General features: G+C 70.3%; 28 protein-coding genes and 1 pseudogene. 17 read left to right on the top strand and 12 right to left on the bottom strand.

Features of this window, described 5'->3' with window-relative positions; all coding sequences use genetic code 11:
- Positions 1-80 precede the first annotated feature (80 nt).
- Entirely contained in the window at positions 81-983 is a 903-nt protein-coding gene (locus AFR_RS13585; protein ID WP_023361044.1) for a LysR family transcriptional regulator, read from the top strand.
- A gap of 8 nt (positions 984-991) precedes the next feature.
- Here the strand turns inward: AFR_RS13585 and AFR_RS13580 are convergent, their stop codons facing one another.
- Complete coding sequence (locus AFR_RS13580; RefSeq protein WP_023361043.1) at positions 992-1,594, bottom strand: TetR/AcrR family transcriptional regulator; 603 nt, start codon at positions 1,592-1,594, stop codon at positions 992-994.
- Between the two features lie 124 nt (positions 1,595-1,718).
- Between AFR_RS13580 and AFR_RS13575 the strand changes: the two genes are divergently transcribed.
- Positions 1,719-2,501: an SDR family NAD(P)-dependent oxidoreductase gene (locus AFR_RS13575; RefSeq protein ID WP_023361042.1), complete on the top strand. Its 783-nt coding sequence runs from the start codon at positions 1,719-1,721 to the stop codon at positions 2,499-2,501.
- Positions 2,502-2,512: 11 nt separating this feature from the next.
- On the opposite strand, the pseudogene AFR_RS45055 reads toward AFR_RS13575, so the two are convergent.
- A pseudogene (locus AFR_RS45055) lies at positions 2,513-2,885 on the bottom strand (aldo/keto reductase); the annotation flags it as partial.
- 128 nt (positions 2,886-3,013) lie between these two features.
- Here AFR_RS45055 and AFR_RS13560 point away from each other — a divergent pair.
- A complete protein-coding gene (locus AFR_RS13560) occupies positions 3,014-3,514 on the top strand; it encodes a DUF6624 domain-containing protein (RefSeq protein WP_041840840.1) in 501 nt (166 codons plus the stop codon).
- 79 nt (positions 3,515-3,593) lie between these two features.
- Here the strand turns inward: AFR_RS13560 and lon are convergent, their stop codons facing one another.
- Positions 3,594-5,846, bottom strand: a complete 2,253-nt coding sequence (lon, locus tag AFR_RS13555; RefSeq protein ID WP_238547360.1) for an endopeptidase La — start codon at positions 5,844-5,846, stop codon at positions 3,594-3,596.
- Positions 5,847-6,031: 185 nt separating this feature from the next.
- Here lon and AFR_RS13550 point away from each other — a divergent pair, with 185 nt between their 5' ends.
- The 7 genes from AFR_RS13550 to AFR_RS13520 all read left to right on the top strand — a co-directional run bounded on the left by AFR_RS13550 (position 6,032) and on the right by AFR_RS13520 (position 11,577).
- Positions 6,032-7,222, top strand: coding sequence for an MFS transporter (locus AFR_RS13550; RefSeq protein WP_023361037.1), 1,191 nt, complete (start codon positions 6,032-6,034; stop codon positions 7,220-7,222).
- A 9-nt stretch (positions 7,223-7,231) separates the two neighbouring features.
- Positions 7,232-7,915, top strand: a complete 684-nt coding sequence (locus tag AFR_RS13545) for a FadR/GntR family transcriptional regulator (protein ID WP_023361036.1) — start codon at positions 7,232-7,234, stop codon at positions 7,913-7,915.
- A 275-nt stretch (positions 7,916-8,190) separates the two neighbouring features.
- Complete coding sequence (locus AFR_RS13540; protein WP_023361035.1) at positions 8,191-9,621, top strand: sensor histidine kinase; 1,431 nt, start codon at positions 8,191-8,193, stop codon at positions 9,619-9,621.
- A gap of 31 nt (positions 9,622-9,652) precedes the next feature.
- Entirely contained in the window at positions 9,653-10,087 is a 435-nt protein-coding gene (locus tag AFR_RS13535) for a roadblock/LC7 domain-containing protein (protein ID WP_023361034.1), read from the top strand.
- Positions 10,084-10,461 carry a DUF742 domain-containing protein gene (locus tag AFR_RS13530; protein WP_023361033.1) on the top strand — a complete coding sequence of 126 codons (378 nt, stop codon included), beginning with the start codon at positions 10,084-10,086 and terminating at the stop codon, positions 10,459-10,461. The genes AFR_RS13535 and AFR_RS13530 overlap by 4 nt, the downstream gene beginning before the upstream one ends.
- Positions 10,439-11,014: a GTP-binding protein gene (locus AFR_RS13525; RefSeq protein WP_023361032.1), complete on the top strand. Its 576-nt coding sequence runs from the start codon at positions 10,439-10,441 to the stop codon at positions 11,012-11,014. The genes AFR_RS13530 and AFR_RS13525 overlap by 23 nt, the downstream gene beginning before the upstream one ends.
- Before the next feature lie 17 nt (positions 11,015-11,031).
- Positions 11,032-11,577, top strand: coding sequence for a GAF domain-containing protein (locus AFR_RS13520; RefSeq protein WP_023361031.1), 546 nt, complete (start codon positions 11,032-11,034; stop codon positions 11,575-11,577).
- 42 nt (positions 11,578-11,619) lie between these two features.
- Here the strand turns inward: AFR_RS13520 and AFR_RS13515 are convergent, their stop codons facing one another.
- Positions 11,620-12,093: a hypothetical protein gene (locus AFR_RS13515; RefSeq protein WP_023361030.1), complete on the bottom strand. Its 474-nt coding sequence runs from the start codon at positions 12,091-12,093 to the stop codon at positions 11,620-11,622.
- Between the two features lie 480 nt (positions 12,094-12,573).
- Between AFR_RS13515 and AFR_RS13510 the strand changes: the two genes are divergently transcribed.
- On the top strand, positions 12,574-14,202 hold the full coding sequence (locus AFR_RS13510; protein ID WP_023361029.1) for an acyl-CoA dehydrogenase family protein: 1,629 nt from the start codon (positions 12,574-12,576) through the stop codon (positions 14,200-14,202).
- Entirely contained in the window at positions 14,189-14,683 is a 495-nt protein-coding gene (locus AFR_RS13505) for an SMI1/KNR4 family protein (RefSeq protein ID WP_023361028.1), read from the top strand. The genes AFR_RS13510 and AFR_RS13505 overlap by 14 nt, the downstream gene beginning before the upstream one ends.
- Here the strand turns inward: AFR_RS13505 and AFR_RS13500 are convergent.
- Complete coding sequence (locus AFR_RS13500; protein WP_023361027.1) at positions 14,673-15,092, bottom strand: Gfo/Idh/MocA family oxidoreductase; 420 nt, start codon at positions 15,090-15,092, stop codon at positions 14,673-14,675. The genes AFR_RS13505 and AFR_RS13500 overlap by 11 nt on opposite strands.
- On the opposite strand from AFR_RS13500, the gene AFR_RS13495 reads away from it, so the two are divergent.
- A complete protein-coding gene (locus AFR_RS13495) occupies positions 15,062-15,442 on the top strand; it encodes an SDR family oxidoreductase (RefSeq protein WP_084298007.1) in 381 nt (126 codons plus the stop codon). The genes AFR_RS13500 and AFR_RS13495 overlap by 31 nt on opposite strands.
- On the opposite strand, the gene AFR_RS13490 is transcribed toward AFR_RS13495, so the two are convergent.
- From AFR_RS13490 to AFR_RS46075, 3 genes are all read right to left on the bottom strand, one after another.
- Complete coding sequence (locus tag AFR_RS13490; RefSeq protein ID WP_148307953.1) at positions 15,433-16,398, bottom strand: hypothetical protein; 966 nt, start codon at positions 16,396-16,398, stop codon at positions 15,433-15,435. The two genes, AFR_RS13495 and AFR_RS13490, sit on opposite strands and share 10 nt — an antisense overlap.
- The gene (locus AFR_RS13485; protein WP_023361024.1) at positions 16,395-16,763 is read right to left on the bottom strand and encodes a GntR family transcriptional regulator; all 369 of its coding nucleotides are present in this window, start codon (positions 16,761-16,763) and stop codon (positions 16,395-16,397) included. The genes AFR_RS13490 and AFR_RS13485 overlap by 4 nt, the downstream gene beginning before the upstream one ends.
- A gap of 95 nt (positions 16,764-16,858) precedes the next feature.
- Positions 16,859-17,017 carry a hypothetical protein gene (locus AFR_RS46075; protein ID WP_148307952.1) on the bottom strand — a complete coding sequence of 53 codons (159 nt, stop codon included), beginning with the start codon at positions 17,015-17,017 and terminating at the stop codon, positions 16,859-16,861.
- A gap of 129 nt (positions 17,018-17,146) precedes the next feature.
- Between AFR_RS46075 and AFR_RS13480 the strand changes: the two genes are divergently transcribed.
- The gene (locus AFR_RS13480; RefSeq protein ID WP_041840839.1) at positions 17,147-18,607 is read left to right on the top strand and encodes an MFS transporter; all 1,461 of its coding nucleotides are present in this window, start codon (positions 17,147-17,149) and stop codon (positions 18,605-18,607) included.
- Between the two features lie 14 nt (positions 18,608-18,621).
- On the opposite strand, the gene AFR_RS13475 is transcribed toward AFR_RS13480, so the two are convergent.
- The 3 genes from AFR_RS13475 to AFR_RS13465 are packed head-to-tail and all read right to left on the bottom strand — an operon-like array spanning position 18,622 to position 20,981.
- Complete coding sequence (locus tag AFR_RS13475) at positions 18,622-19,377, bottom strand: alpha/beta fold hydrolase (protein ID WP_202963995.1); 756 nt, start codon at positions 19,375-19,377, stop codon at positions 18,622-18,624.
- Between the two features lie 48 nt (positions 19,378-19,425).
- The gene (locus AFR_RS13470) at positions 19,426-20,031 is read right to left on the bottom strand and encodes a TetR/AcrR family transcriptional regulator (RefSeq protein ID WP_023361020.1); all 606 of its coding nucleotides are present in this window, start codon (positions 20,029-20,031) and stop codon (positions 19,426-19,428) included.
- Between the two features lie 50 nt (positions 20,032-20,081).
- Positions 20,082-20,981 (bottom strand): LysR family transcriptional regulator, encoded by a 900-nt coding sequence (locus tag AFR_RS13465; RefSeq protein WP_041840838.1) that lies wholly within the window; start codon positions 20,979-20,981, stop codon positions 20,082-20,084.
- Between the two features lie 87 nt (positions 20,982-21,068).
- On the opposite strand from AFR_RS13465, the gene AFR_RS13460 reads away from it, so the two are divergent.
- Both AFR_RS13460 and AFR_RS13455 read left to right on the top strand, forming a co-directional pair.
- Positions 21,069-21,887 carry an SDR family oxidoreductase gene (locus tag AFR_RS13460; RefSeq protein WP_023361018.1) on the top strand — a complete coding sequence of 273 codons (819 nt, stop codon included), beginning with the start codon at positions 21,069-21,071 and terminating at the stop codon, positions 21,885-21,887.
- 47 nt (positions 21,888-21,934) lie between these two features.
- Entirely contained in the window at positions 21,935-22,552 is a 618-nt protein-coding gene (locus AFR_RS13455) for a hypothetical protein (protein ID WP_023361017.1), read from the top strand.
- 27 nt (positions 22,553-22,579) lie between these two features.
- On the opposite strand, the gene AFR_RS13450 is transcribed toward AFR_RS13455, so the two are convergent.
- Entirely contained in the window at positions 22,580-24,229 is a 1,650-nt protein-coding gene (locus AFR_RS13450) for an alpha-amylase family protein (protein ID WP_041842141.1), read from the bottom strand.
- 151 nt (positions 24,230-24,380) lie between these two features.
- On the opposite strand from AFR_RS13450, the gene AFR_RS13445 reads away from it, so the two are divergent.
- The gene (locus AFR_RS13445) at positions 24,381-26,051 is read left to right on the top strand and encodes a hypothetical protein (protein ID WP_023361015.1); all 1,671 of its coding nucleotides are present in this window, start codon (positions 24,381-24,383) and stop codon (positions 26,049-26,051) included.
- Positions 26,052-26,058 lie beyond the last annotated feature (7 nt).

Below are 26,058 nucleotides of genomic sequence, written 5' to 3'. Positions count from 1 at the left end.
TGTCACGTCCAGCGATCGGAGGAGCCCTTTGCTTCCCTCAGGGAACCTGGGGTTTCGGATGTCTGACATAAGATCGGTGAATGGCTTCGTTGAGGGCTCTGGAATGCCTGGTCGCGGTGACCGACACAGGATCGATCACCGAAGCCGCGCGGCTGCTGCACTCCTCGCAGCCGGCCGTCTCGCAGCAGATTGCCGCGCTGGAACGCGAGACCCGGACGGCGCTCGTCGTTCGCGAAGCCCGGGGCGTCAAGCTCACCCCGGCGGGGCGAGCCGCGGTGGCCGACGCACGCCGGGCGATCGAAGCGGCCACCTCGGCGGTGGCCTCCGCCCGGGCCGTCGGACAGGCCGAGGGAGGCACCCTGCGGGTGGCCTGTGCGCAGAGTCTGACCGTGCCTTTGCTGGCCCCGGTCGTGCTGGACTGGCACCGGCGCCACCCTCAGGTGGTGATCAGCCTGAAGGAGTCGGTCGTGGCCGACGAGCTGTACGGCTCCATGGAGTCCGGCGGCGTCGACATCATGGTGATGCCCGGCCCGGTGCCCGACCGGTTCACCTCGGCCCTGGTCGCCGAGGAGGAGATTGTGCTGACCGCCTCGGCCGACCACCGGCTGACCCAGCGCCCGTCGGTGACCCTGGCCGAGCTCGACGGTGAGCGGCTGGTCCACTTCGCGCCGGGCAACGGCCTCAGCGAGTGGCTCGACCACTCACTGAGCCGGGCCGGCGTCCGGTTGAAACCCGTCATGCGGACCTCGGTCACCTCCGCGGCGCCTCAGCTCGCGGCGGCCGGTCTCGGCATCGCCATCAGCCCGGTGAGCGCGGTCAGCGCGGGCTTCCCCGGTACGGTCCGGTCCTTCTCCCCGCGCTGGGTGCGGCAGCTGGTCGCGGTCACGCCGGGCACCTCGGACCCGCTGGCCGCCCGTTTCGTGGCCAACCTGCGCACCCGGGGCGTACGCGTGCCCCGCGACGTGCAGAGCCAGCTCATCTGACCCTGACGTCAGGCCAGGATCTGCTGGGCGACGGTGACAGCCGCCTCGTCGGCGGCCACGTGCCAGGTCTGGTCCGGCTTGTGCATCCGGAGCGAGACGATGCCGTGCAGTCCGAACCAGAGCCGCTCGGCGAGGACGGCGACTTCGGCCGGTGCGGTTCCGGTCAGTTCGGCGAGCAGGGTGGAGGCCAGTTTCATGACCTCGTCGGTGATGTCACCGAGTCCGCTCTCGGCGTCGAGCTGGTCGGCGCTCTCGAAGAGCAGCTGGTACATCCCGGGATTGGCCAGTCCCCACCGCACGTAGCCGACCGCCAGCCGGTGGAGCCGGACCTCGGGATCCCCGGCCGGGTCGTCAGCTCTCAGGACCGCAGCCACGAACGCCTGATGGTGCACGGTGATCACCGCGTGCGTGAGCGCGGCCTGGGACGGGAAGTGGCGATAGACCGCCGTCGCCGAAACGCCGCAGGCGCGGGCCACCGCCCGCAGCGAGGGCACGGCGACCGGGCGCGGGGTGGCCGCGAGGACGGCTGCGGCCTCCAGCAGTTCTCCCCGCAGCTGGTCGCCCTCACGGCGTTGCCGGGCGGTGACGTCGAGGGCGGGACGGGTGGTCATGGAACCATCCTCGCTCATCACCCTGCCGGCCCCGGCCGCTGAGACCCGGGTCTCGTCTGGTTGACAGCTGTTAACCGATGGTGGTTAACATCTGTTCACCAGCTCAGCAGATCCGGAGAATCCCATGCGTTACGCACAGACAACCGCCCTGATCACCGGGGCCAGTTCGGGCATCGGGCAAGAGTTCGCCCGCCGGTTGGCCGAGCGCGGGGCCGACCTCGTGCTGGTCGCCCGGCGCGGCACCAAACTGGAGGCCCTGGCCCAGGAGTTGCGCCGCCGGCATGCGATCACCGTCACCGTGGTGCCGGCGGACCTGTCGCAACCGGGGGCGGCGACGACCGTTCGTGCGGCCCTGGACGCTGCGGGCATCACGCTGTCGACGCTGATCAACAGTGCCGGCCTCGGCGCAACGGGCCCGTTCGCGACGAGCGACGTGGACACGGTGCACGATCAGCTCGCCGTGAACGTCGCCGCCTTGACCGAGCTCACCCGCGAACTGCTGCCGGATCTGCTGAGCCGTGGCGACGGCGCCCTGATCAACCTGGCCAGCTTCGTCGGTTACCAGCCCGGACCGGGCCAGACCGTGTACGCCGCCAGCAAGGCCTACGTCCTGAGCTTCACCGAGGCCCTGGCGCACGAACACCGCGACAGCGCGGTACGCATCATGGCGCTCTCCCCCGGCTCGACCCGCACCGAGTTCTATGCGAGTTCCGGAACGAGCGAAAAAGGCGCCCGGTTCGAGACGCCGGACCAGGTCGTCGCCACGGCACTGCGCGCCCTCGACGCCGGGCGGACGCCGGCCCGCGTGGTATCCGGTGGCGCGAACCGCCTGATTCTGCGGGTCTTCCGGTGGCTTCCCCGGCGGGTCGTCCTCAACGTTCTCGCCAATTCCGTCCACCCCGCCTGAGCGGACGCCGGTCACCCCTGCATGGAGGCCAGAGCGGTCAGGTCGGTGTCGGTGAGTTCGATCGAGGACGCGGCGACGTTCTCCTCGAGGTGCTCCACGCGCGAGGTTCCCGGGATCGGGAGCATCACCGGCGACCGGTGCAGCAGCCAGGCCAGCGCCAGCTGCGAAGGCGCGACGCCCTTCGCGGCCGCCACCCGGCTCAGCTCGCTGCCGTCACCGGCCAGGCTGCCGGATCGGCTCCGGCCGCAGCAACCCGGCCTTCGTGCCGATCACGAGCCCATCCGGGTACGGGTGGAGTGCCTCACGAATCAGTTCCTCGGCAACGGCGGGCCCGTACGAGTCAGCGGTGTCGATGAACGTGACGCCGAGCTCGACCGCCCGGCGTTGTGGTGCTGCCCCGGCGCCCACAAGGTCCCGCCTCGTCCGCCTCTACAAGTATTTAATATCGACGTCAATAAATATAATGTTCGGGGTGGAGAGGCAGGGATTTCCACTCGTCTAGCGTGCCGGACATGGTCAACGACGCGCTCGCCCAAGAACTGATCGACATGACCAACGAGGACCGGCGGCTGCAGCCCGGCGCACTCAGCGACGACTTCACCGCCCAACTGGCCCATCGAAGAGTCACCGTCCGCAACGGCGATCGCCTTGCTGAAATCATCGACGATCACGGTTGGCCCACCGCAGAACTTGTCGGCCGGGAAGCAGCCCGCAGAGCGTGGCTGGTGGCACAGCACGCCGACCGGCAACTACACCTGCAACGGCGAGCGCTGGCCTTGATGACCGAGACGGTGCACGCGGGCAAAGGCGACAACACCCAGCTGGCCATGCTGCACGACCGCATCCTGGTCAACGAGGGCCGCCCACAGATCTACGGCACGCAGATCGCCGGCATCGTCGACGGCGTCCCCGTCCCGTGGCCGTGCGAAAACCCGGAACAGATGGATCAGCGGCGTGCGGAAGTCGGCTTGGAGCCGTTCGCGGCCCACGTCGCCAAACACGCGCCGGCCTGACCCGCGCCCCGGCTGTGGCTACAGCGCCGGCCGCCCGGGCTGATCGCCCGGGCGGCTTCTTTGTTGACGGCGTCGTTCGTCAGGCTGCCGCGACCAGGCCGGTGGACACCGGCTCCAGCGCCGAAGCGAGGATCTCCCGGACGTCGGACACGATGTGCACGGTCAGCGCCTTGAGCACGTCGGCCGGCACCTCGTCGAGGTCGGGTTCGTTGCGCTGCGGCAGGTAGACCTCGGTGAGGCCGGCCCGCTGGGCGGCGAGCAGCTTCTGCTTGACCCCGCCGATGGGCAGGACACGGCCGGTCAGGGAGACCTCGCCGGTCATGCCGACCTCGGCGCGCACGTTGCGGCCGAGCAGCAGCGAGATCAGCGCGGTGGTCATCGTGACACCGGCCGACGGCCCGTCCTTGGGCACGGCGCCCGCGGGGACGTGCAGGTGGATCGGGTGGTCGAGCTGCTCCGGGGAGATGCCGAACTCCTCGGCGTGCGCCCGCACGTAGGAGAGGGCGATCTGCGCCGACTCCTTCATCACGTCGCCGAGCTGGCCGGTGACCGACAGTCCGCCCTTGTCGCCGGGCAGCAGCGAGGCTTCGATGTAGAGCACGTCGCCGCCCATTCCGGTCACGGCCAGGCCGGTGGCCACACCGGGGACCGCGGTCCGCTCGGACGACTCCGGCATGAACCGTGGCCGGCCGATCAGGTCCTTGAGGTCGGCGGGGCCGATGGTGACAGGCAGTTCCTTGAGGGCAGCCTTGCGGAAGGTCTTGGCCAGCAGACGCTCGAAGGACCGTACGCCGGCCTCCCGGGTGTAGTTGGCCGCGATCTCGCGCAGGGCGTCCTCGGTGACCGTCACCTCGCCGTCCGAGAGGGCGGCACGCTCCAGCTGCCGGGGCACCAGGAAGTCGCGGGCGATGGCCACCTTGTCGCTCTCGGTGTAGCCGTCGATCGAGATGAGCTCCATCCGGTCGAACAGCGCCTGGGGGATCGTCTCGAGCACGTTCGCGGTCGCGATGAACAGCACGTCGGACAGGTCGAGGTCCAGGTCGAGGTAGTGGTCGCGGAACGTGTGGTTCTGCGCGGGGTCCAGCACCTCCAGCAGCGCCGCCGCGGGGTCGCCGCGGTAGTCGCTGCCGACCTTGTCGACCTCGTCGAGCAGCACGACGGGGTTCATCGAGCCGGATTCGCGGATGGCCCGCACGATGCGCCCGGGCAGTGCCCCGACGTAGGTGCGGCGGTGGCCACGGATCTCGGCCTCGTCGCGTACGCCGCCGAGGGCGACACGGACGAACTTGCGGCCGAGCGTACGGGCGACGGACTCCCCCAGCGAGGTCTTGCCGACTCCGGGCGGGCCGGCCAGCAGGATCACCGCGCCGGACCCGCGGCCGCCGACGACCGACAGGCCACGGGACTCGCGGCGGGCGCGGACGCCGAGGTACTCGACGATGCGTTCCTTGACCTCGTCCAGCCCGTGGTGATCGGCGTCGAGGACGGCCCGGGCCGCTTCGAGGTCGACGGTGTCCTCGGTACGGACGGTCCAGGGCAGTTCCAGGACCGTGTCGAGCCAGGTCCGGATCCACCCGGCCTCGGGGTTCTGCTCGCCGCCGCGCTCGAGCTTGCCGACCTCGCGCAGGGCTGCCTCGCGGACGTTGTCGGGCAGGTCGGCCGACTCGACGCGGGCGCGGTAGTCGTCGTTGCCGTCGGCCTCGCCCTCGCCGAGCTCCTTGCGGATGGCCTTGAGCTGCTCGCGTAGCAGGTATTCACGGTTGCGCTTCTCGACCGACTCGCGGACGTCGCTGTCGATCTTGTCGCTGACCTCGGACTCGGCCAGGAAGTCGCGGGTCCACTCGATCAGCAGACGCAGCCGGGCCTCCACGTCGGAGGTCTCCAGCAGCTCGCGCTTGCGGTCGTTGGACAGGTACGGCGCCCAGCCCGCGGTGTCGGCCAGGCTGCCGGGGTCGTCGATGGCGCTCACCGACTCGATGACCTGCCAGGCCTCACGGCGTTGCAGCACCGAGACGACCAGTTGCTTGTACTCGGCGGCGAGTTCGCGGGCGTGCTCGGTCGCCGCGCCGGCCGTGACCGGTTCGACCTCGACCCACAGGGCCGCGCCGGGGCCGGTCACACCGCCGCCGATGCTGGCGCGCTCACCCGTACGCAGAACGGCCGCGGGCGACCCGTCGCGTGACTTGCCGACCCGCTGGACGGTCGCGATGACGCCGTGGGTCGCGTAGCGGTCCTCGAGCCGCGGGGCGAGGAGAAGTTCGGAGCCGGCCGAGGTGCGCGCTGCGTCGACGGCGGCCTGTGCTGCTTCGTCCAGCTCGATCGGAACGACCATGCCGGGGAGCAGGACGATGTCTTCGAGGAACAGGACGGGGAGTCGCTTGCTGGTCACTCGGTACCTCCGAGAAGTTGAGTATGTCGCGCTCAACCTCGGCGGTGGCCGTCCTCTTCCGCTGTTCACTCCCAGCGAAAATGCGCCCGCTCTAGATTCATCCCATAATCCCATGTTTCACTGGTCCGGTGTCGACCCCCACCACCATCGCCCCGGCCCGGCTGGCTCGCGGCATCCTGATCGCCGTCGCCCTGACCGCCCTCAACCTGCGGACGGCGGTGACCGGTTTCAGCGTGCTGACCGGCGACGCCGCCGAGGACCTGCACTTCGGGCCGCTGGTCGCGGGTGCCATCGGCACCATCGTGACCGGCTGTTTTGCGGTGGCCGCGTTCGCCGCCCCGCCGCTGGCCCGCCGCCTCGGCCTGGAACGCACCGCCGCGCTGGCGGTGACCGCTACGACCGTGGGCATCCTGTTGCGGGCCGTCGCGTGGTCGCCGGCCGTCATGATCGTCGCCACGGTGATCGCGTTCGCCGGGGTCGGCGCGTCCAACGTCATCCTGATCCCGATCGTGAAACAGCACTTCCCGGAACGGCTGCACGCGGTCAGCACCATGTACATGGTCCTGCTCCAGGTCGGTCAGCTCGCCGCGCCACTGCTCGCTCTGCCGCTGGCCCACGCCTACGGCTGGCGTACGGCGGCAGGCGCCTGGGCCGCGGTGACCGCCGTGGCGGCCGTGCTGTGGTTCATCGCCGTACCCCGGTCGGCTGCCCGTACGGCTCCGGCACCGGCATCGGCCGCACCGCGCCCCTCCTGGCGTACCCCGATGGTTTTGGGCTTGATCGGTTTGATGGCCATGACCACCCTGCACGTCTACACGCTGGTGACCTGGTTCCCGGCCATGCTGGAGGACGCCGGGCTGAGCTCGACGGCCAGCGCGCTGCTGCTGTCGTGGTTCGCCGGGCTCGGGCTGATCGCTGCGTTCGTGGTGCCGCCGCTGACCAAACGCCTGCGCAACAGCTATCCGATCGTCGTGGTGTGCGTCGCGCTGATGGGGCTGGGCTACGCGGGCATGCTGACGGCGCCGGCGGGCGGGGCCTTCGTCTGGGCGACCGCCTTCGGGCTCGGGGTGAGCACGTTCCCGCTGTGCCTGACCCTGATCGGCGCCCGCGCCGCGGATCCGCAGAGCGCTTCCCGGCTGTCCGGCCTGGTCCAGGGGGTCGGCTACGGCATCGGCTGTGTCGGCCCGCTGACGCTCGGCGCGATCAACCAGCTCACCGACGACTGGAACGCGACGTACGTGCTGCTGGCCGCCACCCTGCTGATCACCCTCGCCGCCGGCTGGACCGCGTGCCGGCCCGTCGCCGCACCCGCCGGTTAGGCTGCACCCGTGCCAGGCCCGAACTTCGACCGCTCCGCCCTCAGCACCCGCGTGACCGAGCTGTTCCGGTCGCAGGTCACCGACGGCGACTGGCCCCTCGGCAGCAAGATCCCGACCGAGTCCGAACTGGTCGAATGGAGCGGCGCCGGGCGCAACACGGTCCGCGAGGCGATCGCCTCCCTGGTCCAGGGCGGAATCCTGCGGCGCGAGCAGGGCCGCGGAACCTTCGTGGTGTCGACGTCCGACCTGCGCTCGTCGGTGTCACGCCGGGCTGCGGCCACCTCCCGCCGGGACAGCCTGGAGTTGCGACTGGCGCTCGACGCCGCGTCCGCCCGGATCGCCGCCGTCCGCCGGACCGAGGCCGACGCCGAGCGCCTGGTCACGCTCCTGAACGAACGCCGGCAGGCCTGGACCGGGGGCGACGCCCGCGAGCGGGTACGGGCGGACTCGGCGCTGCACCGTGCGGTGGTCGGCGCCACCCACAACGCCATGCTGCAGGACGTCTACGAAGGACTGCTGGGCGTCTTCGAGGAGGTGCAACTCCACGACGTGGCCGGCGAGACGGATGCCTTGGCGCAGCTGCACGCCGATCTGGTCGAGGCAATCGTCGACCGAGATCCCGAACGCGCCGCAGCGACCATGTCCGAACTGCTCCAACCGATGATCGAAAGCGCCGAACCCTCCGATCGGTGAACGGGCTCGGACGACCATTCTTCTTGAGCTTTCCGTGGGCCTGATCGGTGAATCCAGCATTACGGCGACAGTGCGGCCAGCGCGAACATAGCCCTGCCCGGGGCCTTCTGTCACCGTCGGTTCACCCATTCAGATGACACTTGGCAGCATCGAGTCCGACCGATTCATTCGATCGATGCCGGACGCGATTTCCGCCTTGGTCGGTGCGCTTACCGCCTACTAAAGTCAACGCCCTCACACCGGACATTGCCGCATCACCACCACCAAGGATGCTCATGCCCGACTCTCCTTATCTGATCGCCGTCATCGCGGTGCCGGTCGCTGTTCTCCTCGCCCTCTGGGCAGCCCGGCACTTCGGCACCCGGTCGAGCGGCTCGCCGAGCAGCGACGCCGAGGCGCAGACGGCCCTGGCCGAGACCCGGTCGGAGCTGACCGCGGCCCGTGCCCAGGTCGACCAGCTCACCGAGCAGCTCCGGCGGGCGCAGACGGTGGAGGCCGTCCGGGCGCCGGCGGCACCCGCCGATGGCCGGCACGTCGAGGTCTTCGTCAACCTGTCCCGGCGGCTGCAGTCGCTGGTGCACCGCGAGATCAAGATGCTCGACGCGCTGGAGAACGAGGTCGAGGACCCCGACCTGCTCAAGGGTCTGTTCCAGGTCGACCATCTGGCCACCCGGATCCGGCGGCACGCGGAGAACCTGGCCGTGCTGGGCGGGTCGGTGTCACGCCGGCAGTGGAGCCGGCCGGTCGCGCTGACCGAGGTGCTGCGCTCGGCGATCGCCGAGGTCGAGCACTACTCGCGGGTCAAGCTGGTGCCGCCGATCGAGGGGACGGTGCCCGGGCACGCCGTGGCCAGCGTGATCCACCTGATCGCCGAGCTGATCGAGAACGCGACGATGTTCGCCCCGCCGCAGACCCAGGTGCTGCTGCGCGCCCAGCAGGTCGCCGCCGGGGTGGCCATCGAGGTCGAGGACCGCGGGCTCGGCATGCAGCGCGCCGATCTGGACCGGGTCAACCAGCTGCTGGCCAACCCCGAGGACACCGACCTCGACGACCTGCTGCGCGACGGGCGCATCGGGCTCTACGTGGTCTCGATGATCGCCCGGCAGCACGGGATCGTCGTGCAGCTGCAGACCAACATCTACGGCGGTACCCAGGCCGTGATCGTCCTGCCGCAACTGCTGCTCGGCCTTCAGCCCGAAGCCGTACCGGAGGCGCCGCGGCCGCACCGGCTGACCCGTACGCAGGAGCACCCGATCGTGCCGGCGCGGGCTCCGCTGCAGAAGCGGATCCCGCTGCGGGACCGGCCGCCGAGCCACAGCCAGGACAGCGCCTCGGAGATCACCCAGCAGTCGCTGCGCCCGATCGTGTCGTCCCACTTCACCACCGCCCCCGTCTCCCCCGGGCCCGCCGGGCGCGGCAATGTCCGGTCCGGTGCGGAGGGGTCCGGTCAGGCCGGTCCGGCTGCCGCAGTGCCCCGCCAGATCGCCGGCGTGCCCGTGGCCGGGCAGCAGCCCCGGCCCACGCCGTCGCGGCCGCCGCTCCCGCGCCGTCGCAGCCAGACCCACATGGCTCCGCAACTGCAGCTCGGCGCGCCACGCCCGGCCACGGAGCCGGCCGGTGAGCACCAGCCGGGCTTGATGGCGTCGTTCATGAACGGTGTCACGCAGGGCGAGGCCGACCCGCCCGACGCCGGAAATCCCAGCTGATCCGCACTCCGCTCCCCGAGGAAGGCCCGGCATGTCGCGCAGCGACCCCGCACGTACGTCCCAGGATCTGGTCTGGTTGTTGTCCGGCCTGATCGACCGCGTCCCGGACACCAGGAGCGCGCTGCTCCTGTCGTCCGACGGGCTGCGCAAGGCCGCTCACGGGCTCGACGACGACGGCGCGGATCACCTGGCCGCGGTCGCCTCGGGGCTGTTCTCGCTGGCCCGCAGCGCCGGCACGCGGTTCGGCGGCAGCGACGGGGTCCGGCAGGTGGTGGCCGAACTGGACGATTCCCTGCTGTTCGTCTCGGCGGCCGGCTCCGGGGCCGTGCTCGCGGTCATCGCGGGAAAGGCCGCCGACCCCGGTGTCCTGGGCTACGAGATGGCCCAGATGGTCAAGAGCGTCCGGCCGTACCTGTCGACGCCGAGCCGGCACGAGCCTGATCCCCTGGGCGCGCACGGGCGGTGAACAAGCTGGGGACCGACGACGAGCACTGGTTCGACGACGCCGCGGGACGCCTCATCCGCCCGTACGCGGTGAGCAACGGCCGGACCGAACCGACCACCCGGATGGAGCTGCTGTCGATGGTGATGGCCACCGGCCGTCACCCGCAGGGCCAGCTCGGCCCCGACCACGCCCAGGCCCTCGGGCTGTGCGGCAGCGTCACCACGGTCGCCGAGGTCGCGGCGCGGCTGAGACTCCCCGCGGTGGTCACCAAGATCCTGCTCTCCGATCTCGTGGACTGGGGCGCGGTGGACGCCCGCTCCCCCGACCCGATGGCCAACGCCTCAAACCCCGCGGTACTGGAGACCATCCTCAATGCCCTTCAACGACGACTCTGACGGGTTCCCGTCCGCGCTCAAGCTGCTGATCGCGGGCGGCTTCGGCGTCGGGAAGACGACGTTCGTGGGTGCGGTCAGCGAGATCGAGCCGCTGCACACCGAGGAGCTCCTGACCACCGCGAGCGTGGGCACCGACCATCTGACCGGCATCGAGCGCAAGTCCACGACCACGGTCGCGATGGACTTCGGCCGCATCACGATCAGCCAGGATCACGTGCTCTACCTCTTCGGCACCCCCGGACAGGAACGCTTCTGGTTCATGTGGGACGAGTTGTCCAGCGGGGCGATGGGTGCGGTCGTGCTGGCCGACACCCGCCGCCTGGACGACTGCTTCCCCGCTGTCGACTTCTTCGAGTCGCGCGGCATCGGCTTCCTGGTCGCGGTCAACGAGTTCGACCGCGCCTGCCGGTACGAGACGGAAGACCTGCGCAGCGCTCTCGACCTGAAGCCCGACGTCCCGATCATGCTCTGCGACGCGCGTGACCGGCGATCCGCCACCGGCGTGCTCATCAGCCTGATGCAACACCTGCTCACCGCGCACGCCTGCCGATGACCGAACGGAGCCACAGCATGATCTACGACCTTTCCGGACACCACCCCCTCACCCCGGCCGACCCCGAAATACCCGTACGCATGCGCCGGCTGCGCGAACTCGGCCTGGGCGACGGCCCCGACCCCCAGCTCGACGACTTCGCGCGCAGGATCGGCGACATCACCCGGGCGCCGCTCGCGATGGTCAACTTCATCCAGGAGGACCGCCAGTACCTGGGCGGCCTGTACACCGGCAGCACCGTTCCGCCCGCTCTCCAGGCCGGCCTGTCCGGCCGGGTGTTCACGCGCGAGCACGGCTACTGCCCGCACGTCGTCGTCCGGCGCAAGGCCCTGGTGCTCGACGACGTCTGCGACTACCCCCGCTTCGCCGGCAACCCCGTGGTGGACGAGATCGGCATCCGCTCCTACCTGGGCGCCCCCTTGATCGACCGGACCGGCATCGCCCTCGGCACGGTCTGCGTGGTCGACATCGAACCCCGCCCGTGGGGCCGGCCGGGCCTCGAAACGATCAAGTCCCTCGCCGCCGAACTGATCACCCAGATCCACGCCCGCGAGGTGAAGTAACCAACGACCGCACTTGCCGTGGAGGCCCGGGGAGGTCGTGTCTCAGGTCCAGAGGTCTTGGCCGTCCTGGCCGGACGGGTCGAGCGTGAGCAGGTCTTCGTGCAGCGTGCCGAGGCGGCGTCCGGTCGGGTGTCCGGCAGCGCCGACCTCGTTCAGAGCCCAACCCGGCAGGGCCCCGGCTGACTCCCCGTCCTCGAGATGGCACAGCATGGCGAAGACCGTCTCGTAGGCCACTGCACGGGCCAGCTGGGTGACGTCGTCTGCGCCGGCGCCGGAGTCGACAACGCGTCGTGCTGCCGGGATGTTGTCGATGCCGTCACGCCAGCTGTCGATCATCTGAGGCCACACCGTGTGCAGAAATCGATATCGGGCCAGCTGCGGAATGTTCTCGCTGATCTCGGATTCGGCCCACGACTGCGGCTCGTCGCATCCCAACTCGTGCAGAGCGGCCACGATCTTCTCCGCGCGCCGACGGTCGTCGATCGAGAGCTGCAACCAGGTCTGGTGATCACGCATGCGGCTCATTGAAGCACCGGCTCGGATCCGCCGGGTTGGCTTCGATGGTGCGCACGGACCGGTCGGCGTCCGCCAGATGATTGCCCCTCGGGCTCTGCGACCATCCCGGCGGGATGTGCCTGGTCAAGGACGCCAACGCCCGGCCGTGGTACGCGCGCACCCAAGATTCTTACGCTGCGTAGCGACGCGACCCCGTTGAGGAACCAAAGGTTCCGCTGTAGAGTGCTGTCGGATGTAGACGAACGTAAATCCACGGCACAAAAGGGCGTATTACGACTCGCGCATTCCTCCCCCACCACCTGGCCGGTCGAGCCGCCCGGGCGGGCTTCGCAGCGGCATGCCGGCGCCGCGCTGAGGTGGTGTCAGCCCCTGCACATCCGACGGGCATCGCCGGCATCAACGAGGAGCCGCGGCCTCCGGTGAGATTCAGCGAGCTTCACGCGCCTCGAATCTCTGATGAGATCCCCCAAGGAGCGGACGATGGACACGCAAGCCCTCAGTCAGGACGCTGCACTGGATTGGCCGGGGACGTCATCGACCACCGAGATACTGCAGTTCCTGCGGGAGTACGCCCGGAACTTCCTCAACTCCCGGCTGCTGGACGAGCGTCGTTCCGTACCCCCGGGAATGGTTTCGGATTTTGCCGGAGCCGGTCTGCTGGGTCTGCAGGTTTCCCGGCGCCACGGCGGCCAGGACCTGTCGCACGTCGACATGAACAGGGTGTTCACCCAGCTCGGGGCCATCGACGCCAACCTGGCCGTGTTCTGCGCCGTGCACAACACCCTGGGGATCTCGCCGATCCTGTTGTCCGCGACCGAGGAGGTCCAGGATTTTGTGCTGCCGCGCCTGGCCAAGGGGCAGGCCTTGACCACCAGCGCGATCAGTGAACCGGGCATGGGCTCGCACGTCCGCGGTATGACCACCGAGGCGAGCAGGAACGCCGACGGTTCGTACACCCTCGACGGCGCCAAGAAATGGATCTCCCTGGGCGGGGATGCGCGCTACGTCAACGTTTTCGCTCAGCTCCGCGACGAACGCCGCCGGCCGGTGGGCATCACCGGCTTCCTGGTGGACACCCGTACGCCCGGGTTTGAGATCGGCCCCGAGATGCTGACCCTGGGTCTGCGCGCGGTGCCGCAGTACGACCTGCACTTCGACAACGTGCGGGTGCCCCCGTCGGCGCTGCTGGGCGCCGAGGGAGACGGCCTCGCCACGGCCAAAGCGGCGTTCATGGGCGGTCGTGTGGTGCTCGCCGCGATGTCGGTGGGCGCGGCCATGCGGTCCCTGGAGCTGGCTCAGCGATTCACGAAGGGCCGCGAGGTCGCCACCGGTTCGCTCGCCGAGAACGGGCGGATCCGGGAGACGCTGGCCGAGGCCGGAGCCGGAGTCCAGGCCGTCGAAACGCTGGTCTCCCGCATCGCGACGTGGCTGGACGCGGGGCGTGACGTGCCCGACGCCTGGTACTTCTGCGCGAAGATCCTGGGGTGCGAGCTCGGCTGGAGCGCCATCGACACGGCCCTGCAAGTGCTGGCCGCTCGCGGTTTCCTCGACACCAACACCGTGGGACAGCACTTCCGGGACTACCGGTTGTTCAGGATCTTCGAGGGTTCCACCGAGGCGATCGCGGTGTACCTCGGCACCATGCTGGTCCGGAATCCCGCCGAGTTCACCAAGCTGGTCAACCAAACTCAGCCGACCGCGCAGGTGCTCGATCTGATCGACCAGGTCGCGGAGATCGGCGCCGACCGTCCGGGGGACGCCGCCGGCCGGCACATCCACGCGGCTCTTGTCGGCGAGTTGTCGTGCTGGGCTCTGCTGACCATGGTGACGAGCGAGGTCGCGCACCGCTCGGCGATGCACGCGTACACCGCTTCGTGGACCGAACACCAGCTGCAGCAACGGCTCTACCGGGCGCGGCTGGGTTCGCACCGGCATCTGCCCACCGCGGCGGAGTTCGCGGACCACGTCGCCGGTTACGCCGACACCATCGGCGATGTCGACCAGCGCCGCTGGCCCGGCGAGGAATGGCGCGCCGATCCACTGCTCAGGTCTCGCGGGGTGGCAGAACGACGGTCCGCCGGGAATGATCTCCGCTGTGACCGAGGATGAGATCTTTGACGCCGTCGCCGCCCGGGTCGAATCGGGTCACCAGGCCGATGTGCCGGACGCGTACCCGCAGGAGCCGGCCACGGAGGAGGCGGTCGCCGACGCCGAGCGCATCATCGGGTATCCCCTGCCGCCGCTGCTCCGCCGGCTCTACCTCGAGGTCGCCAACGGCGGATTCGGGCCCTTCAACGGGATCGAGGGCGTTGCGGACGGCTACGCGGCCGAGGAAGGCATGCTCGAGAATTACCTCTCGTGGCGCGTCGAGGACCTACCCGACGATTTCCCGGCCTGGACGCCCGGTGTGGTCGCGTTCTGCGACTTCGGCTGCGCGATGTGGGCGCTGCTCGACTGCCGGACGCCCGAGGGCCGGGTGCAGTTCCTCGACCAGAGCACCCTGCACCGGCTCGACCTGCCGCTGGCGCGCTGGTTCGAGCTGTGGCTGGCCGACGACAATCTCGACATGCACAAGCTGATCACCGCCTGACCGCTGTCCGCCGGCCCGTGGCAGCGGATCGAACGATCGCGTCGAGGAGCCGGTGGCGCTGGACCGCGTGGGTGAAGTCCGGAGCGACGGCGGTGTCGTGCACAAGATCGTCGCGGATCGCGGCGTAGGCGTGCGCCAGCGTGTGGATCACCGTTCCGGACAGCCCGGGGAAGGTGTCGTAGCCGGCGGGCAGTGTCATCTTCTCCGGCCTGCCACCGCCGCGTGTGCCGTGCACCGTTACCGGCCCGAGGTGCGGGAACTCACCGGAGGTGACCTCGAGCCGGCCGTCCGTGCCGTCGATGGTCAGCGAGAACCCGGCGCCCGAAGGCATGCCTCCCCGGTGGTGGACGGACAGGATCGCTCCGCCGTCCAGGGTGCCTGACACCGCGATCTGGTCCTCGGCGGTCATCGGCACGACCTGCCCGGTGTGTCCGAGGGGAACCTGCGGGCGCCGGCGCCTACGGTGCCAGCAAGGCCGCCCTGCGCCTGTTCACGCGGACATGGGCCAACGAGCTCAAAGGCCGCGGCATCCGGGTCAACGCCGTCTCCCCCGGTGCGATCGAGACCCCGGCCGTGGCCAAGATGGTCGGCGAGGAGAACGCCGAGGCGGTCAAAGCCACGTTCAGGGCGACGGTGCCGCTGGGCCGGCACGGAACGGTCGAAGAGGTGGCCGCCGCCGTGGCCTTCCTGGCCTCGGACCAGAGCAGCTTCGTCCTGGGTACGAGCCTCTACGTCGACGGCGGGGAAAGTCAGCTCTGAGCCGTGGTCCGGCGCAGCCGCAATGTGTTGACCGTCTCCACCGCGGTGCGCACGTCCCGGCAGGTGACCAGACGGCGGGTGCCGTCGGTCAGGCGCAGAGCGAGCGCCGGGCCCGGCAGCAGTGGCAGGTCGGCGGCGGCGCCGTGGAGGGCTGACCGGGTCAGCCACGTCCCGACCGGCAGATATCCCTCCTCGGCGGCGAGGATCCGCGACATCGGCACCCGCCGGCGGTACGGCCCGACCGCACACCGGACCGCATCCTGGTCGATGACGAGCCGGTAGCGGGCGAACGGCAGGAGCACCAGCGCGGTAGCGGCCGGGGCGGCCCCGGCCCAGCCGGCGACCCCGATCAAGGGCACGAGGGCGGCGACCAGGACAACACCGCTCAGGGCCAGTGCCCCGCTCAGCCAGAGCACCGGACGCAGCGCCCGCGACTCCCACCAGAGCAGGCGCTCGTCCGGTGTGGCGCCGGCAGGACGATCCGTCGGCGGTTTGCCGGCCAGTGCGTACGCCACCAGGCCCAGCACAGCGGCGACGAGCATCGGCACCACCAGGCAGGCGACGAAGTAACCCCAGGAAAGTCGTACGTCGGTGGCGCTGGGGGCGTCGAGTGCGGGGGCCAGCAGCATCAGCAGGGCACTCGCCGCGGCCGCGACGAAGCCGCAGACTCCGACCTGGACACCGGTTCGCACCCAGTGCCGCCCGACGCCGGAGAGCCCGCGGGACAGCGCGAACGCCACCAGTCCGAGCAGCCACACCGCGATCGCGGCCTCGCCCAGCACCGCCACCACCGTGTCGACGCCGATCGTCGTGAGCACCGGCCGGTCGCCGACGCCGCCGGAGTTCGGCAGCCGTTCCGGGAGCCGATTTTGCCAGCCCAGTGTGACCACAGCCGCTCCGCCGATCATGGCGGCGGGCACCAGTCCCACGCCGAGAACCCCTCGGACAGCCCTCATGTGCTCACCTCTCTCGCAAACTGCTGCCGCAGCAGGTCGATGGCCTCGTCCAGGCCGATGCCGGCTCTGCGGGACACCGCGACCAGCTCCCGCACCGACTCGATCGCCTGGGCCCGCTCGTGCGGCACCGCACCGGTGACAACCGCGCCTCTGCCGCGGCGCAGCTCGATCAGCCCGTCCTCGCGCAGTGCCGCGTACGCGCGCAGCACCGTGTGCATGTTGACGTCGAGTGTCTGCGCGAGCTCCCGTGCGGAGGGCAGCCGGTCTCCCCGGCTCAGCATGCCGTCCCCCAGCGCACGGCGGACGTTGCCGGCGATCTGCTCCGCCAGCGGCACGCCACTGCCCAGTGACACCCTGAACAACATGTTCGCATTCTAATAGAACAAGTCGTAGTTCAGTCAAGGCACGACGAAGACCCCGCTTCTCGGAAGCGGGGTCCTGTCAGCGGCAGGTCAGGAGGTCAGCGCAGAGCGCGGCGGCCCTTCACCACGCCCATCACGATGGAGGCGACCAGGGCGATGAGCCCGATGATGATGAGCCATTTGACGGCCTTGAGGATCAGGCCGAGCACGATCAGCACGATGGCTACCGCGGCAACGGTGTAGATGAGAGCTCGCATGACGTGCCTCCAGCGGTGGGTGGTGGCCGGTGTGTGCCCCGACCGCGGTGTCTTCAATCGGCGAGTGATCTGGCACTCCTCTCGCCCTCAGGCCGCGCAGTGACCGCCCGCTTGGGGTAGGTCTTCACCGTGACGGAGAACAATGTGGGGCTGCGCTCCCAGCGCGGCCCGGTCCTGCTCGCGGTGATGCTCTCCACCGGCCTCATCGCCATCGACTCGACGATCATCGCCACCGCGGTGCCGTCGATCGTCGACGACATCGGCGGCTTCACCGAGTTCCCCTGGCTGTTCTCCGTCTATCTGCTGGCCCAGGCCGTGTCGGTGCCGATCTACGGCAAGCTCAACGACCTGTTCGGGCGCAAGCCGGTGATCCTCTGGGGCATCGGGTTGTTCCTGGTCAGCTCGATCCTGTGCGGCCTGGCCTGGAGCATCCTGCCGTTGATCGTCTTCCGGGTGCTCCAGGGCCTCGGCGCCGGGGCGATCATGCCGACCACCATCACGATCATCGGTGACCTCTACTCGGTCCGCGAGAGGGCCAAGGTCCAGGGGTACGTCGCCAGCGTGTGGGGCGTCGCCTCGGTGGTCGGGCCCACTCTGGGCGGGGTGTTCTCCGAGTGGGTGTCGTGGCGCTGGATCTTCTTCGTCAACATCCCCATCTGCCTGCTGGCCGGCACGATGATCCTGCGCCGCTTCCACGAGCAGGTCGAGCGCCGGCGCCCGGCCATCGACTATCGCGGCGCCGCCCTGCTCGCGGCGGGTCTCACCCTGGTCATCCTGGGCGTTCTCGAGGGCGGCCAGGCGTGGGCGTGGAACTCCCCGAACAGCATCGCCATCCTCGGCGTCGGCCTGGCGCTGCTGGTCACGTTCGGCTTCGTCGAGCGCTCCGCGCCCGACCCGGTGCTCCCGCTGTGGATCTTCCGTCGCCGGCTCCTGCTCAGCAGCGGTTTCCTGTCGGTGGGCGTCGGGGCGATCCTGCTCGGCCTCAGTTCCTACATCCCCGTGTACGCCCAGGAAGCTCTCGGCGCCGGTCCGCTGGTCGCCGGTCTGGCGCTGGGCGCGCTCACCGTCGGCTGGCCGATCTCCGCCAGCCAGGCCGGCAAGGTCTACCTCCGCGTCGGCTTCCGCGGCTGCGCCCTGATCGGCTCGTCGCTGGTGGTCGTCGGCGTCGCGCTGTTGCTGCTGCTCGACCAGCAGTCCTCGATCTACGAGGTGGGCGGCTACTGCCTGTTCATCGGCTTCGGCATGGGCCTGGTCGCCGCGCCCACCCTGATCGCTGCCCAGTCCAGCGTCGGCTGGACCGAACGCGGCGTGGTCACCGCCAACAACATCTTCCTCCGCTCCCTGGGCAGCGCCCTGGGCGTGGCGGTCTTCGGCGCGATGGCCAACGCGGTGGTCGGCGACGGTGCCGTCGACCCGGCCCGGCTCACCGACGCCGTCCACCGCATCTTCATCGCCATGCTGCTGGTCTCGGTCGTCATGGTGGTCCTGGCCGGCCTCATCCCGCGTTCGGCGGACCGGGTGACCGCAGAACCGGCCACCACACCGGACGCCACCAAGCCCGGCGACCCGTCACCCGCCCACGCCGAGTAGCCGGTCGCCCCGACTCAGCGACTCCCGAGGCTCTGCCAGAACGCCGTCAGCGCGTCGGCGGCCGGCTTCGGGCTTTCCGAGGGCCACCAGTGCGCAGCCCCGTCCAGCACCGCGACCTGCGCACCGGCTCGTTCGGCCGCCCATCGGTGCTGCTCGTCCGTACCGTTGCTCTGCTCGGCGTCGTCGGCCGCGATCAGGGCCAGCCCGGGTGTGGCACGGGCCTGATCCAGGTCGGCACCGAGCCGGGCCATGGCCGGCTGGGCCGCCGACCGCAGCAGGGACAGGACCGCCTCCCCCATGCCCATGTCCAGCTCGGCCGCGACGGCGTCACCGGCTGCCCCGGTGATGCCCACCTGCTCGACCACCTGACGGCGCTGGGCGAGGTCGCCGCCGAACAGCTGCTGCACGGACGCCTCCCCCTCCTCCGGGGTCTGCCAGACCTGGGCCATGGCATGCCAGACAAAACCGGGCGCCAGCACCCCCAGAGCGTCGGAAGCCCAGCTGCGGATCAGTTCCGGGTGGTGCATGGCGATCTGCAGGACGTGTACGCCGCCCCAGTCGTGGCCGACCAGATCGACCGGCTCACCGAACGCGGCGAGACGTTCGGCCAGCCATTCCCGGTACGCCGGGACGGTGTGGCGGAACGAGGAGGAGGCCGGGACGCCGAAGCCCGGTGGCGACAGGGTGATCACGTCGTCCCGGTCCAGCAGACGGCGCAGCGGGTTCCAGACGGCGGACACTTCGGGATTGCCGTGCACGAGGACGATCATCATCCGACTGTAGATACTTGCGTGTCGGCTCGCAAGTATCTGCCGCGCTCACGCTCCGAAGGCGTCGGCGACCAGCCTCTCCGCCTCGTCGATGACCGCGGTCACGTCCTCGGCGAGCAGGCCCGACATCAGTTGCAATGCCGTGCCGCGCAGGCTGCCCGTCACAAAAACCGCAGCGGCGTCGACCCGCAGGTCGGCCCGCATCGAGCCGTCGGCCACTCCCCGGACCAGGATCTCGGCCAGAACATCGCGCAGACGCGCGTCCTGGTCGGCGAACACCTCGGCCAGGACGGGGTCGGCCGCGAGTGCCTCGCCCCACATGCGCACGAACGCCCGAGCCGTCGGCGTCCGGTCGGCGATGGTCCGCAGGTAGGCGCGGACCACACCGCGCAGCTGCAGCAGCCCGTCACCCGCGTACTCCGGGACCTCGACCTGCCCGGCGGCGTGGGCGACCACCTCACGCAGCAGGCGGTCGCGCGTACCGAAATGGTGGGTGACGATCCCCCGGCTGTATCCGGCCTCCTCGCCGACCCGGGCGAGCGTCGCGGCCCGCGTCCCGTGCTCGGCGATGAGCAGGACAGCGGTCTCGATGACGCGGCGTTCGGCGGACTCACGTCGTTCGGCCTGGGTCCGGCGTTCCTCTGATCTCGGCACGTCCTCACCCTGTCAGATCACGCCGCCCCGGCGGGCACCGCTGGTAGCGGCTACAAAGCCGAGGACGTGGCGACCTGACGCAGCGCGTCGACGAAGACCTTGGCGAGCGGGTTGGCGGACCGCTGCGTGACGGCGAAGACGTGCCGGGTGTGCGGGCCGTCGTCGTCCACGGGCACCACCGTCATGCCCCGGGAGATCAGCGAGGCCACCGAGTCGGGTACGAGGGCGATGCCGAGCCCTGCGGCCACCAGGCCCAGGCGCGCGTGCCAGTCGGCTGCGGCGTACGCGATCCGGGGTTGCTCGATGCCCGGCCACGCGCCCAGATGGACGTCACCGGCCGGGCCCGTGCCCACGATCCAGGGCTCCTCCCGCAGATCGTCGGGGGTCACCGAAGCCAGCCCGGCCAGCCGGTGCCCGTCGGGCACGGCGACCCGCAGCCGCCCGGACAGCAGCAGCTCGGATCGCAGCCCGGTGAAGTCGTGTTCGATCCCGGGCATCTGGGCGACCACCACGAGCTCGACCTGGCGCGCCCGCAACATCCGCAGCAGGCTCTGCGAGCCGCCACTGTGCACGGCGACCTCGACGGCGGGGTGCTCGTCGCGCATCAGCGCCAGGGCGCGCGGCAGCAGAACGACGTGACCGGTCGGATAGCCGCCGACGACCAACCGCCCGACCAGCTGCTCCCGCGCGGCGGCCAGCTCCCGCTGGGCCGCGTCGGCGGCGGCCAGCAGGACGGCGGCGTGCCGCAACAACACCTGACCGACCGGTGTGGGCTGCACACCGCGGGCGTGACGTTCGAACAGAACCGCACCGACCGCCGCCTCCATCGCGGCGACCTGCCGGGACACGGCGGACTGGGTGTAGCCGAGGGTGTCCGCGGCGGCCGTGAAGGAGCCCAGCGCGGCGACCCGATCGACGACCCGCAGACCCATCAGCGAAAGTTCAGCCATTCCCTCATGGTCACCCATGCGGGAAGCGCATGCGGTCATTCGTGACTGTCGCTACTCGTGGACGCGCCCGCAAGCAATCGTTGATCCATGACCACCTGGTTCATCACCGGAACCGCGACCGGCTTCGGGCGGGCCGTGACCCGGCGCCTCCCCGAACGCGGTGACACCGTCGCGGCCACGCTGCGCAGGCCCGACCGGCTCGACGACCTGAAGGCAATGCACGGCGACCGGCTCTGGACGCGTGACCTCGACGTCACCGACATCGCGCGACTGCGCCAGGTCGTGGATGACGCATTCACCGATCTCGGCCGCATCGACGTGGTGCTGTCCAACGCGGGCTTCGGCGTTTTCGGCGCCGCGGAGGAACTGACCGACGAACAGATCGACTCCTGCCTGGCGGCGAACCTCTCCGCGGGGATCCACCTGGCCCGTGCGGTCGTGCCGCACCTGCGCCGGCAGGGCGGCGGCCGGTTCGTCCAGATCACCAGCCAGGGCGGCCAGATCGCGTACCCGGGCTTCTCGATCTACCACGCGGCCAAATGGGGGCTGGAGGGCTTCTTCGAGGCCATGGCACCCGAGGTCGAGCCGTTCGGCATCCGGGTCACGATGGTCGAGCCCGGCATGGCCGACACCGGCGGCATCCCCGAAGCACCGGCGGCGCCGCACCACCCCGCCTACCGCGACAACACGGCGATCCTGCGGCAGTCGGACGTCTCCCCCGCCGACCTGATCGGTGACCCGGACAAGGTGGCCGCGGCGATCATCGCGCTGGGTGAGCAGGCTGACCCGCCACTGCGGCAGGCGCTGGGCTCGGACGCGTACGCCAACATCCGGGCCGCCCTCACCGACCGCCTCGCCGCACTCGAGCAGGGCCGGGCCGTTGCCTCGAGCACCGACCGCACCTGATCGACGCTGCCCTCGAATCCCCCTTCCAACCGGCACGGAAGACCCTCATGTCACTTGTTCTGCAGCCCCTCGCGATCCTCCGCGAGCACCGACGCGCCTTTGTCGTGCTCGCTGTCCTCTGTCCCGTGATGTTCCTCGTGGGAGTGCTGGTCACCGCGGTGATTCCGGAGCTCCGACCCAGCGGCCTCGGCGGGCTCCAGGCCGATTCCGGCGCACCCGGCCTGGGCACTCTGATCGCCGACGCCTACCGCAGCGAGAACGTCGCGTGGGCAGCGGCGGTGACGCTCGGGGTGAACCTGGTCAGCGCATCCTTCCTGCAGACGACACTGCCGAGTCTGGTCATCCCGTTCATCGGCGTTGTCATCACAGTGGTCCGGGCGTTCTCCTGGGGGATCCTCTTCTCGCCCCTCGGCCGGCCGGACTCGTCCTACCTGGTCCACTACGTGACCCTCCTGATCGAGGGCGGCGCCTACCTCATCGTGGGTTTCGCGGCCTGGGTGCAGGCGCGCCGGTTCCTTCAACCGCAACGCTTCGGCCGCCCGAACCGGCGGGCGGGTTATCTCGACGGTCTGGCCGCGACCGCGAAGCTCTACGTCTGGGTCGTCGTCCTGCTCGTGATCGGCGCGGTCTACGAAGCGTTCTCGGTCATCCATCTCATCGCTTGAGCGCGCCGGGTGGCGATCTCCGGGGGGTCAGTGGCGCAGGTGCGAGCGGCGTAGTCGTATCCAGCGGTAGCCGAAGCCGTCGAGCTCCAGATCGCGCAGGTCGAGGTCCGGATACTCGCGGTCGCTGAAGACCTCGACCGGCTCGGTGGTCTCGTCGGGTTGCAGCGGCAGGTTGATCCGGGCCGGACGGTCGCCGAGGTTGTGCAGGAACACGATCGAACCGCGGGGTGCGTCGGCGCGGTGAACGAACACGTGGGACGGCTCGACCCGGATCAGCTGGTGGTCGCCGATGCCGATCTCGCCGCACTCGTGTCTGGTGTGCAGCATCCGCTCGAACCACACCAGCAGCGAGTCCGGGTCCCGGCGCTGGTCGGTCACGTTGATCCGTTCGTAGGAGAACGAGCCGTCGCTGATCACCGGGCGGACCAGGTCGTGCGCCGCGGCGGTGCTGAAGCCGGCGTTGGTGGTGGCCGACCACTGCATGGGCGTCCGGATCGCGTCACGCTCCGGCAGCCGCAGGTCCTCACCCATGCCGATCTCGTCGCCGTAGCGCAGCACCGGGGTGCCGGGCATCGTGAACTGCAAGCTGTTCGCCATCCGCAGCCGGCGCTGACTGCCGCCGAGCATCGTGGCCAGCCGGCGGCGGATACCGCGGCCGTACAGCTGGTGGCGGCGTTCGGGGCCGAAGGCGGTCAGGACCTCTTCCCGCTCGCATTCCAGCAGTTGTGACAGGTCCACCTCGTCGTGGTTGCGCAGGAACGTGGCCCACTGGCCGTGCCGGGGCAGGCGGGGCAGCTTGACCAGCGCCTCGGCCACCGCTCCGGAGTCCTGCCGGGCCAGGGACAACATCAGGGCCTCGTTGAGCCGGAACGCGAACAACATCTGCAGCCGGTTCGCAGCACCGTCCGCGTTGCCGAAGAAGCGGATCAGGTCGTCGTTGGGCACATTCGCCTCGGCCAGGAAGACCGCGTCGCCGCGTCGCCAGGACATCCGCTCCCGCAGCTCGGTGAGCACCGAGTAGTCGCGGTTCTCCGGGTCTCCCCCGGGCTCGGTGCGTTCGATCACGAACGGGGCGGCGTCGATGCGGAACCCGCTCACGCCGAGCCGTTCCCAGAACGACACGATCTTGGCGAGCTCCTCGCGTACATCAGGATTGGCGATGTTGAGATCAGGCTGGAAGTCGTAGAAGCGGTGGTGGTACCAGGCGCCGGCCCGGTCGCTGTAGGTCCACGTCGTCTTCTGCACGCCGGGGAACACCATGCCCTCGCTGCGGTCCGGCGGCTCCTGCTCGGACCAGACGTACCAGTCGCGGTACTGCGAGCGTGGATCGGAGCAGGCCGACCGGAACCACGGGTGCTCGTCGCTGGTGTGGTTCAGCACCAGGTCGAGCATGATCCGCAGACCACGCTCGTCGGCGACGTTCATCAGCTCGGCGAAGTCCCCGAGACTGCCGAGGGCCGGATCGATGTTGTAGTGATCGGTGACGTCGTATCCGCCGTCGCGCCACGGGCTCGGGTGCACGGGGCTCAACCACAGCGTCGTCACCCCGAGCCGGCCGAGGTAGTCGATCCGGCTGATCAGTCCCCGCAGGTCACCGACGCCGTCACCGTTGGAGTCCTGGAACGCCCGTACATCGAAGTTGTAGATGACACCGTTGCGGTACCAGCGCTCAGCCACCGTCACCCCTGGAAGGCCCGATCCGCGAAGCATCGGGATCTCTGTCGGACACTCGACCAGGATCACCCGATCCTGCGGCCGGCGTCGATCGGCAGCTTTGCCAATTGGCGCCGCCGGTGCGGGCTTCGAGGGCATCACTATCATCCGCTCCATGAGCTCAGCCGTCGTCGATGCCGCCCTGAAGACCCTCGCCCGGTTCGCCGTTGATGACGCTCCGGCCGCCTCGCCGGAAGAGCGCATCGCGTGGGCCGAGGCGCTGATCGACAGCGGGGACCCGGTCCCCGGCGCCGACCAGCTGATCGCCGTGCTGCGGGCCGGACCGGCGCCCGCCACGCTGCCGGAGGTGGCGCGTCACCTGCCCGATGAGCAGGCGCGGTCCGTGCTGGCCGCCGCGATCGACAACGCCCGGCTCACCACGGCGATCTACGACAAGTCGCAGCTGCTCGGCGGGTACGCCCGTCTCGCCGCGGGGTCGGACGAGGCCGAGGAGGCGCTGCTGCGGGCGGTGCTCGTGGTGGAGCAGTACGAGGATGAGCTGTTGACCCGCGTTCATCGGGAGCGGAGGCACCGCGTCGCCGCGGTCGTGGCCGCGCTGGCCGAGGCGCATCCCGGTGAACCGGAGCGGCTGGATCTCTGGGCGTCGATCCTCGGCGAGGCCGACCGTCCCCGGCTGGCCGCCGCGGCCGGTCTGCTGGCCCCGCTCGGTCTGGCCGAGATCGACCGGCGCTGCAGCAAGCTCTACGCCGGGACAGACAGCGTCGAGGCACCACCCCTGGCGCGGGCCCTCGCCGAGGCCGGCCGGACGAAGGAAGCCCTGGAGCTGGCCACCCGGCTGCAGCCGTTCGACCGGCAGCAGGCACTGTTCGCCGTGGCCGAGGTCGTGACCGACGAGCGCGAGGCATCGACCGTGGTCGCCGCGTTCCGTGCCGCTCCGAAAGTCAGCCGCGAACGCCAGCAGCAGCTGGCCCACCAGCACCGTCTGGCCCTGATCCTGCTCGGGTTCGGCCGGGCCGACGACGCGCTGACCGAGCTGTCCAAGATGTCCGGCCGCCGGTCCACCTCGTCCGCACCCATCGATCTGGCGAGAGCGATCGTGGAAGGGCTCGGTCGGCGACCCGACCTGCTGACCGACGAGCGACTGCGAGCCGTTGTCGACGCGGTCAAGACCGCCGGTCTGCACCCGTACTGGCTTTCCAACCACATCGCTGCCTTGCTGCACGACGTGTTCATGCTCGCCGGCCCGGCCCTGCGCGCCGAGGTCCTCGGCACGCGCGCGGCGACGTTCCGGGCAGCGTTGCCCGCCCACGACCCGGGGCAGGTCGACTTCGGCCTGGCCGCGGCGCTGATCGAGACCGGCCGGGCGGACGAGGGTGCGGCCCTGCTGCGCGCCGTGGCGGCGGCGACGCCCGACCGGCGGCACGGCTTCGCCGCGGAACTGCTGATCACGGCCGCCGGGAAGGCGGGTCTGCCCGAGCACGACCCTGATCTGTTCGCCGAGATCTTCGGCTTGATCGCGGCGCTGGCGGCCTACCCGCCGCCGCTGAGTTCGGCTCCCGCCGTCCTGCTCGGCCCCACCGGCCGCGCGACGGCCGCACGGGTGATCGACCGGTTCCTGCCCAACCGCCACCCCGGCCGGCTGACCAACTGGCTCGCCGAGGCGGCGGCCCGGAGCAGCGACTTCGACACCCTCGGCATCCTCCTCGAGAAGGTGACCGTCGCGCCCGAGGCCTCGCTGATCACCTGTCACCTCGCGGCAGCCCTGGCCCGCCACGGTGACCGAGCCGCCGCCGACACGCTGGCCGATGCCTGTGGCCTGCTGTGAAGCCCGC

This window comes from Amorphoplanes friuliensis DSM 7358 (genome assembly GCF_000494755.1).
GTDB lineage: Bacteria > Actinomycetota > Actinomycetes > Mycobacteriales > Micromonosporaceae > Actinoplanes > Actinoplanes friuliensis.
The sequence above is the reverse complement of the archived record's forward strand: the minus strand, read 5'-3'. Positions and strand labels throughout refer to the sequence as shown.

What these genes read in the sequence shown, in the direction of transcription:
- AFR_RS13585 (WP_023361044.1), top strand. Translation starts at nt 81, where the DNA reads ATGGCTTCGTTGAGGGCTCTGGAATGCCTGGTCGCGGTGACCGACACA.
- AFR_RS13580 (WP_023361043.1), bottom strand. Translation starts at nt 1,594, where the DNA reads ATGACCACCCGTCCCGCCCTCGACGTCACCGCCCGGCAACGCCGTGAG.
- AFR_RS13575 (WP_023361042.1), top strand. Translation starts at nt 1,719, where the DNA reads ATGCGTTACGCACAGACAACCGCCCTGATCACCGGGGCCAGTTCGGGC.
- AFR_RS13560 (WP_041840840.1), top strand. Translation starts at nt 3,014, where the DNA reads ATGGTCAACGACGCGCTCGCCCAAGAACTGATCGACATGACCAACGAG.
- lon (WP_238547360.1), bottom strand. Translation starts at nt 5,846, where the DNA reads ATGGTCGTTCCGATCGAGCTGGACGAAGCAGCACAGGCCGCCGTCGAC.
- AFR_RS13540 (WP_023361035.1), top strand. Translation starts at nt 8,191, where the DNA reads ATGCCCGACTCTCCTTATCTGATCGCCGTCATCGCGGTGCCGGTCGCT.
- AFR_RS13535 (WP_023361034.1), top strand. Translation starts at nt 9,653, where the DNA reads ATGTCGCGCAGCGACCCCGCACGTACGTCCCAGGATCTGGTCTGGTTG.
- AFR_RS13525 (WP_023361032.1), top strand. Translation starts at nt 10,439, where the DNA reads ATGCCCTTCAACGACGACTCTGACGGGTTCCCGTCCGCGCTCAAGCTG.
- AFR_RS13520 (WP_023361031.1), top strand. Translation starts at nt 11,032, where the DNA reads ATGATCTACGACCTTTCCGGACACCACCCCCTCACCCCGGCCGACCCC.
- AFR_RS13515 (WP_023361030.1), bottom strand. Translation starts at nt 12,093, where the DNA reads ATGCGTGATCACCAGACCTGGTTGCAGCTCTCGATCGACGACCGTCGG.
- AFR_RS13510 (WP_023361029.1), top strand. Translation starts at nt 12,574, where the DNA reads ATGGACACGCAAGCCCTCAGTCAGGACGCTGCACTGGATTGGCCGGGG.
- AFR_RS13500 (WP_023361027.1), bottom strand. Translation starts at nt 15,092, where the DNA reads ATGACCGCCGAGGACCAGATCGCGGTGTCAGGCACCCTGGACGGCGGA.
- AFR_RS13490 (WP_148307953.1), bottom strand. Translation starts at nt 16,398, where the DNA reads ATGAGGGCTGTCCGAGGGGTTCTCGGCGTGGGACTGGTGCCCGCCGCC.
- AFR_RS13485 (WP_023361024.1), bottom strand. Translation starts at nt 16,763, where the DNA reads ATGTTGTTCAGGGTGTCACTGGGCAGTGGCGTGCCGCTGGCGGAGCAG.
- AFR_RS46075 (WP_148307952.1), bottom strand. Translation starts at nt 17,017, where the DNA reads ATGCGAGCTCTCATCTACACCGTTGCCGCGGTAGCCATCGTGCTGATC.
- AFR_RS13475 (WP_202963995.1), bottom strand. Translation starts at nt 19,377, where the DNA reads ATGATCGTCCTCGTGCACGGCAATCCCGAAGTGTCCGCCGTCTGGAAC.
- AFR_RS13465 (WP_041840838.1), bottom strand. Translation starts at nt 20,981, where the DNA reads ATGGCTGAACTTTCGCTGATGGGTCTGCGGGTCGTCGATCGGGTCGCC.
- AFR_RS13460 (WP_023361018.1), top strand. Translation starts at nt 21,069, where the DNA reads ATGACCACCTGGTTCATCACCGGAACCGCGACCGGCTTCGGGCGGGCC.
- AFR_RS13455 (WP_023361017.1), top strand. Translation starts at nt 21,935, where the DNA reads ATGTCACTTGTTCTGCAGCCCCTCGCGATCCTCCGCGAGCACCGACGC.
- AFR_RS13445 (WP_023361015.1), top strand. Translation starts at nt 24,381, where the DNA reads ATGAGCTCAGCCGTCGTCGATGCCGCCCTGAAGACCCTCGCCCGGTTC.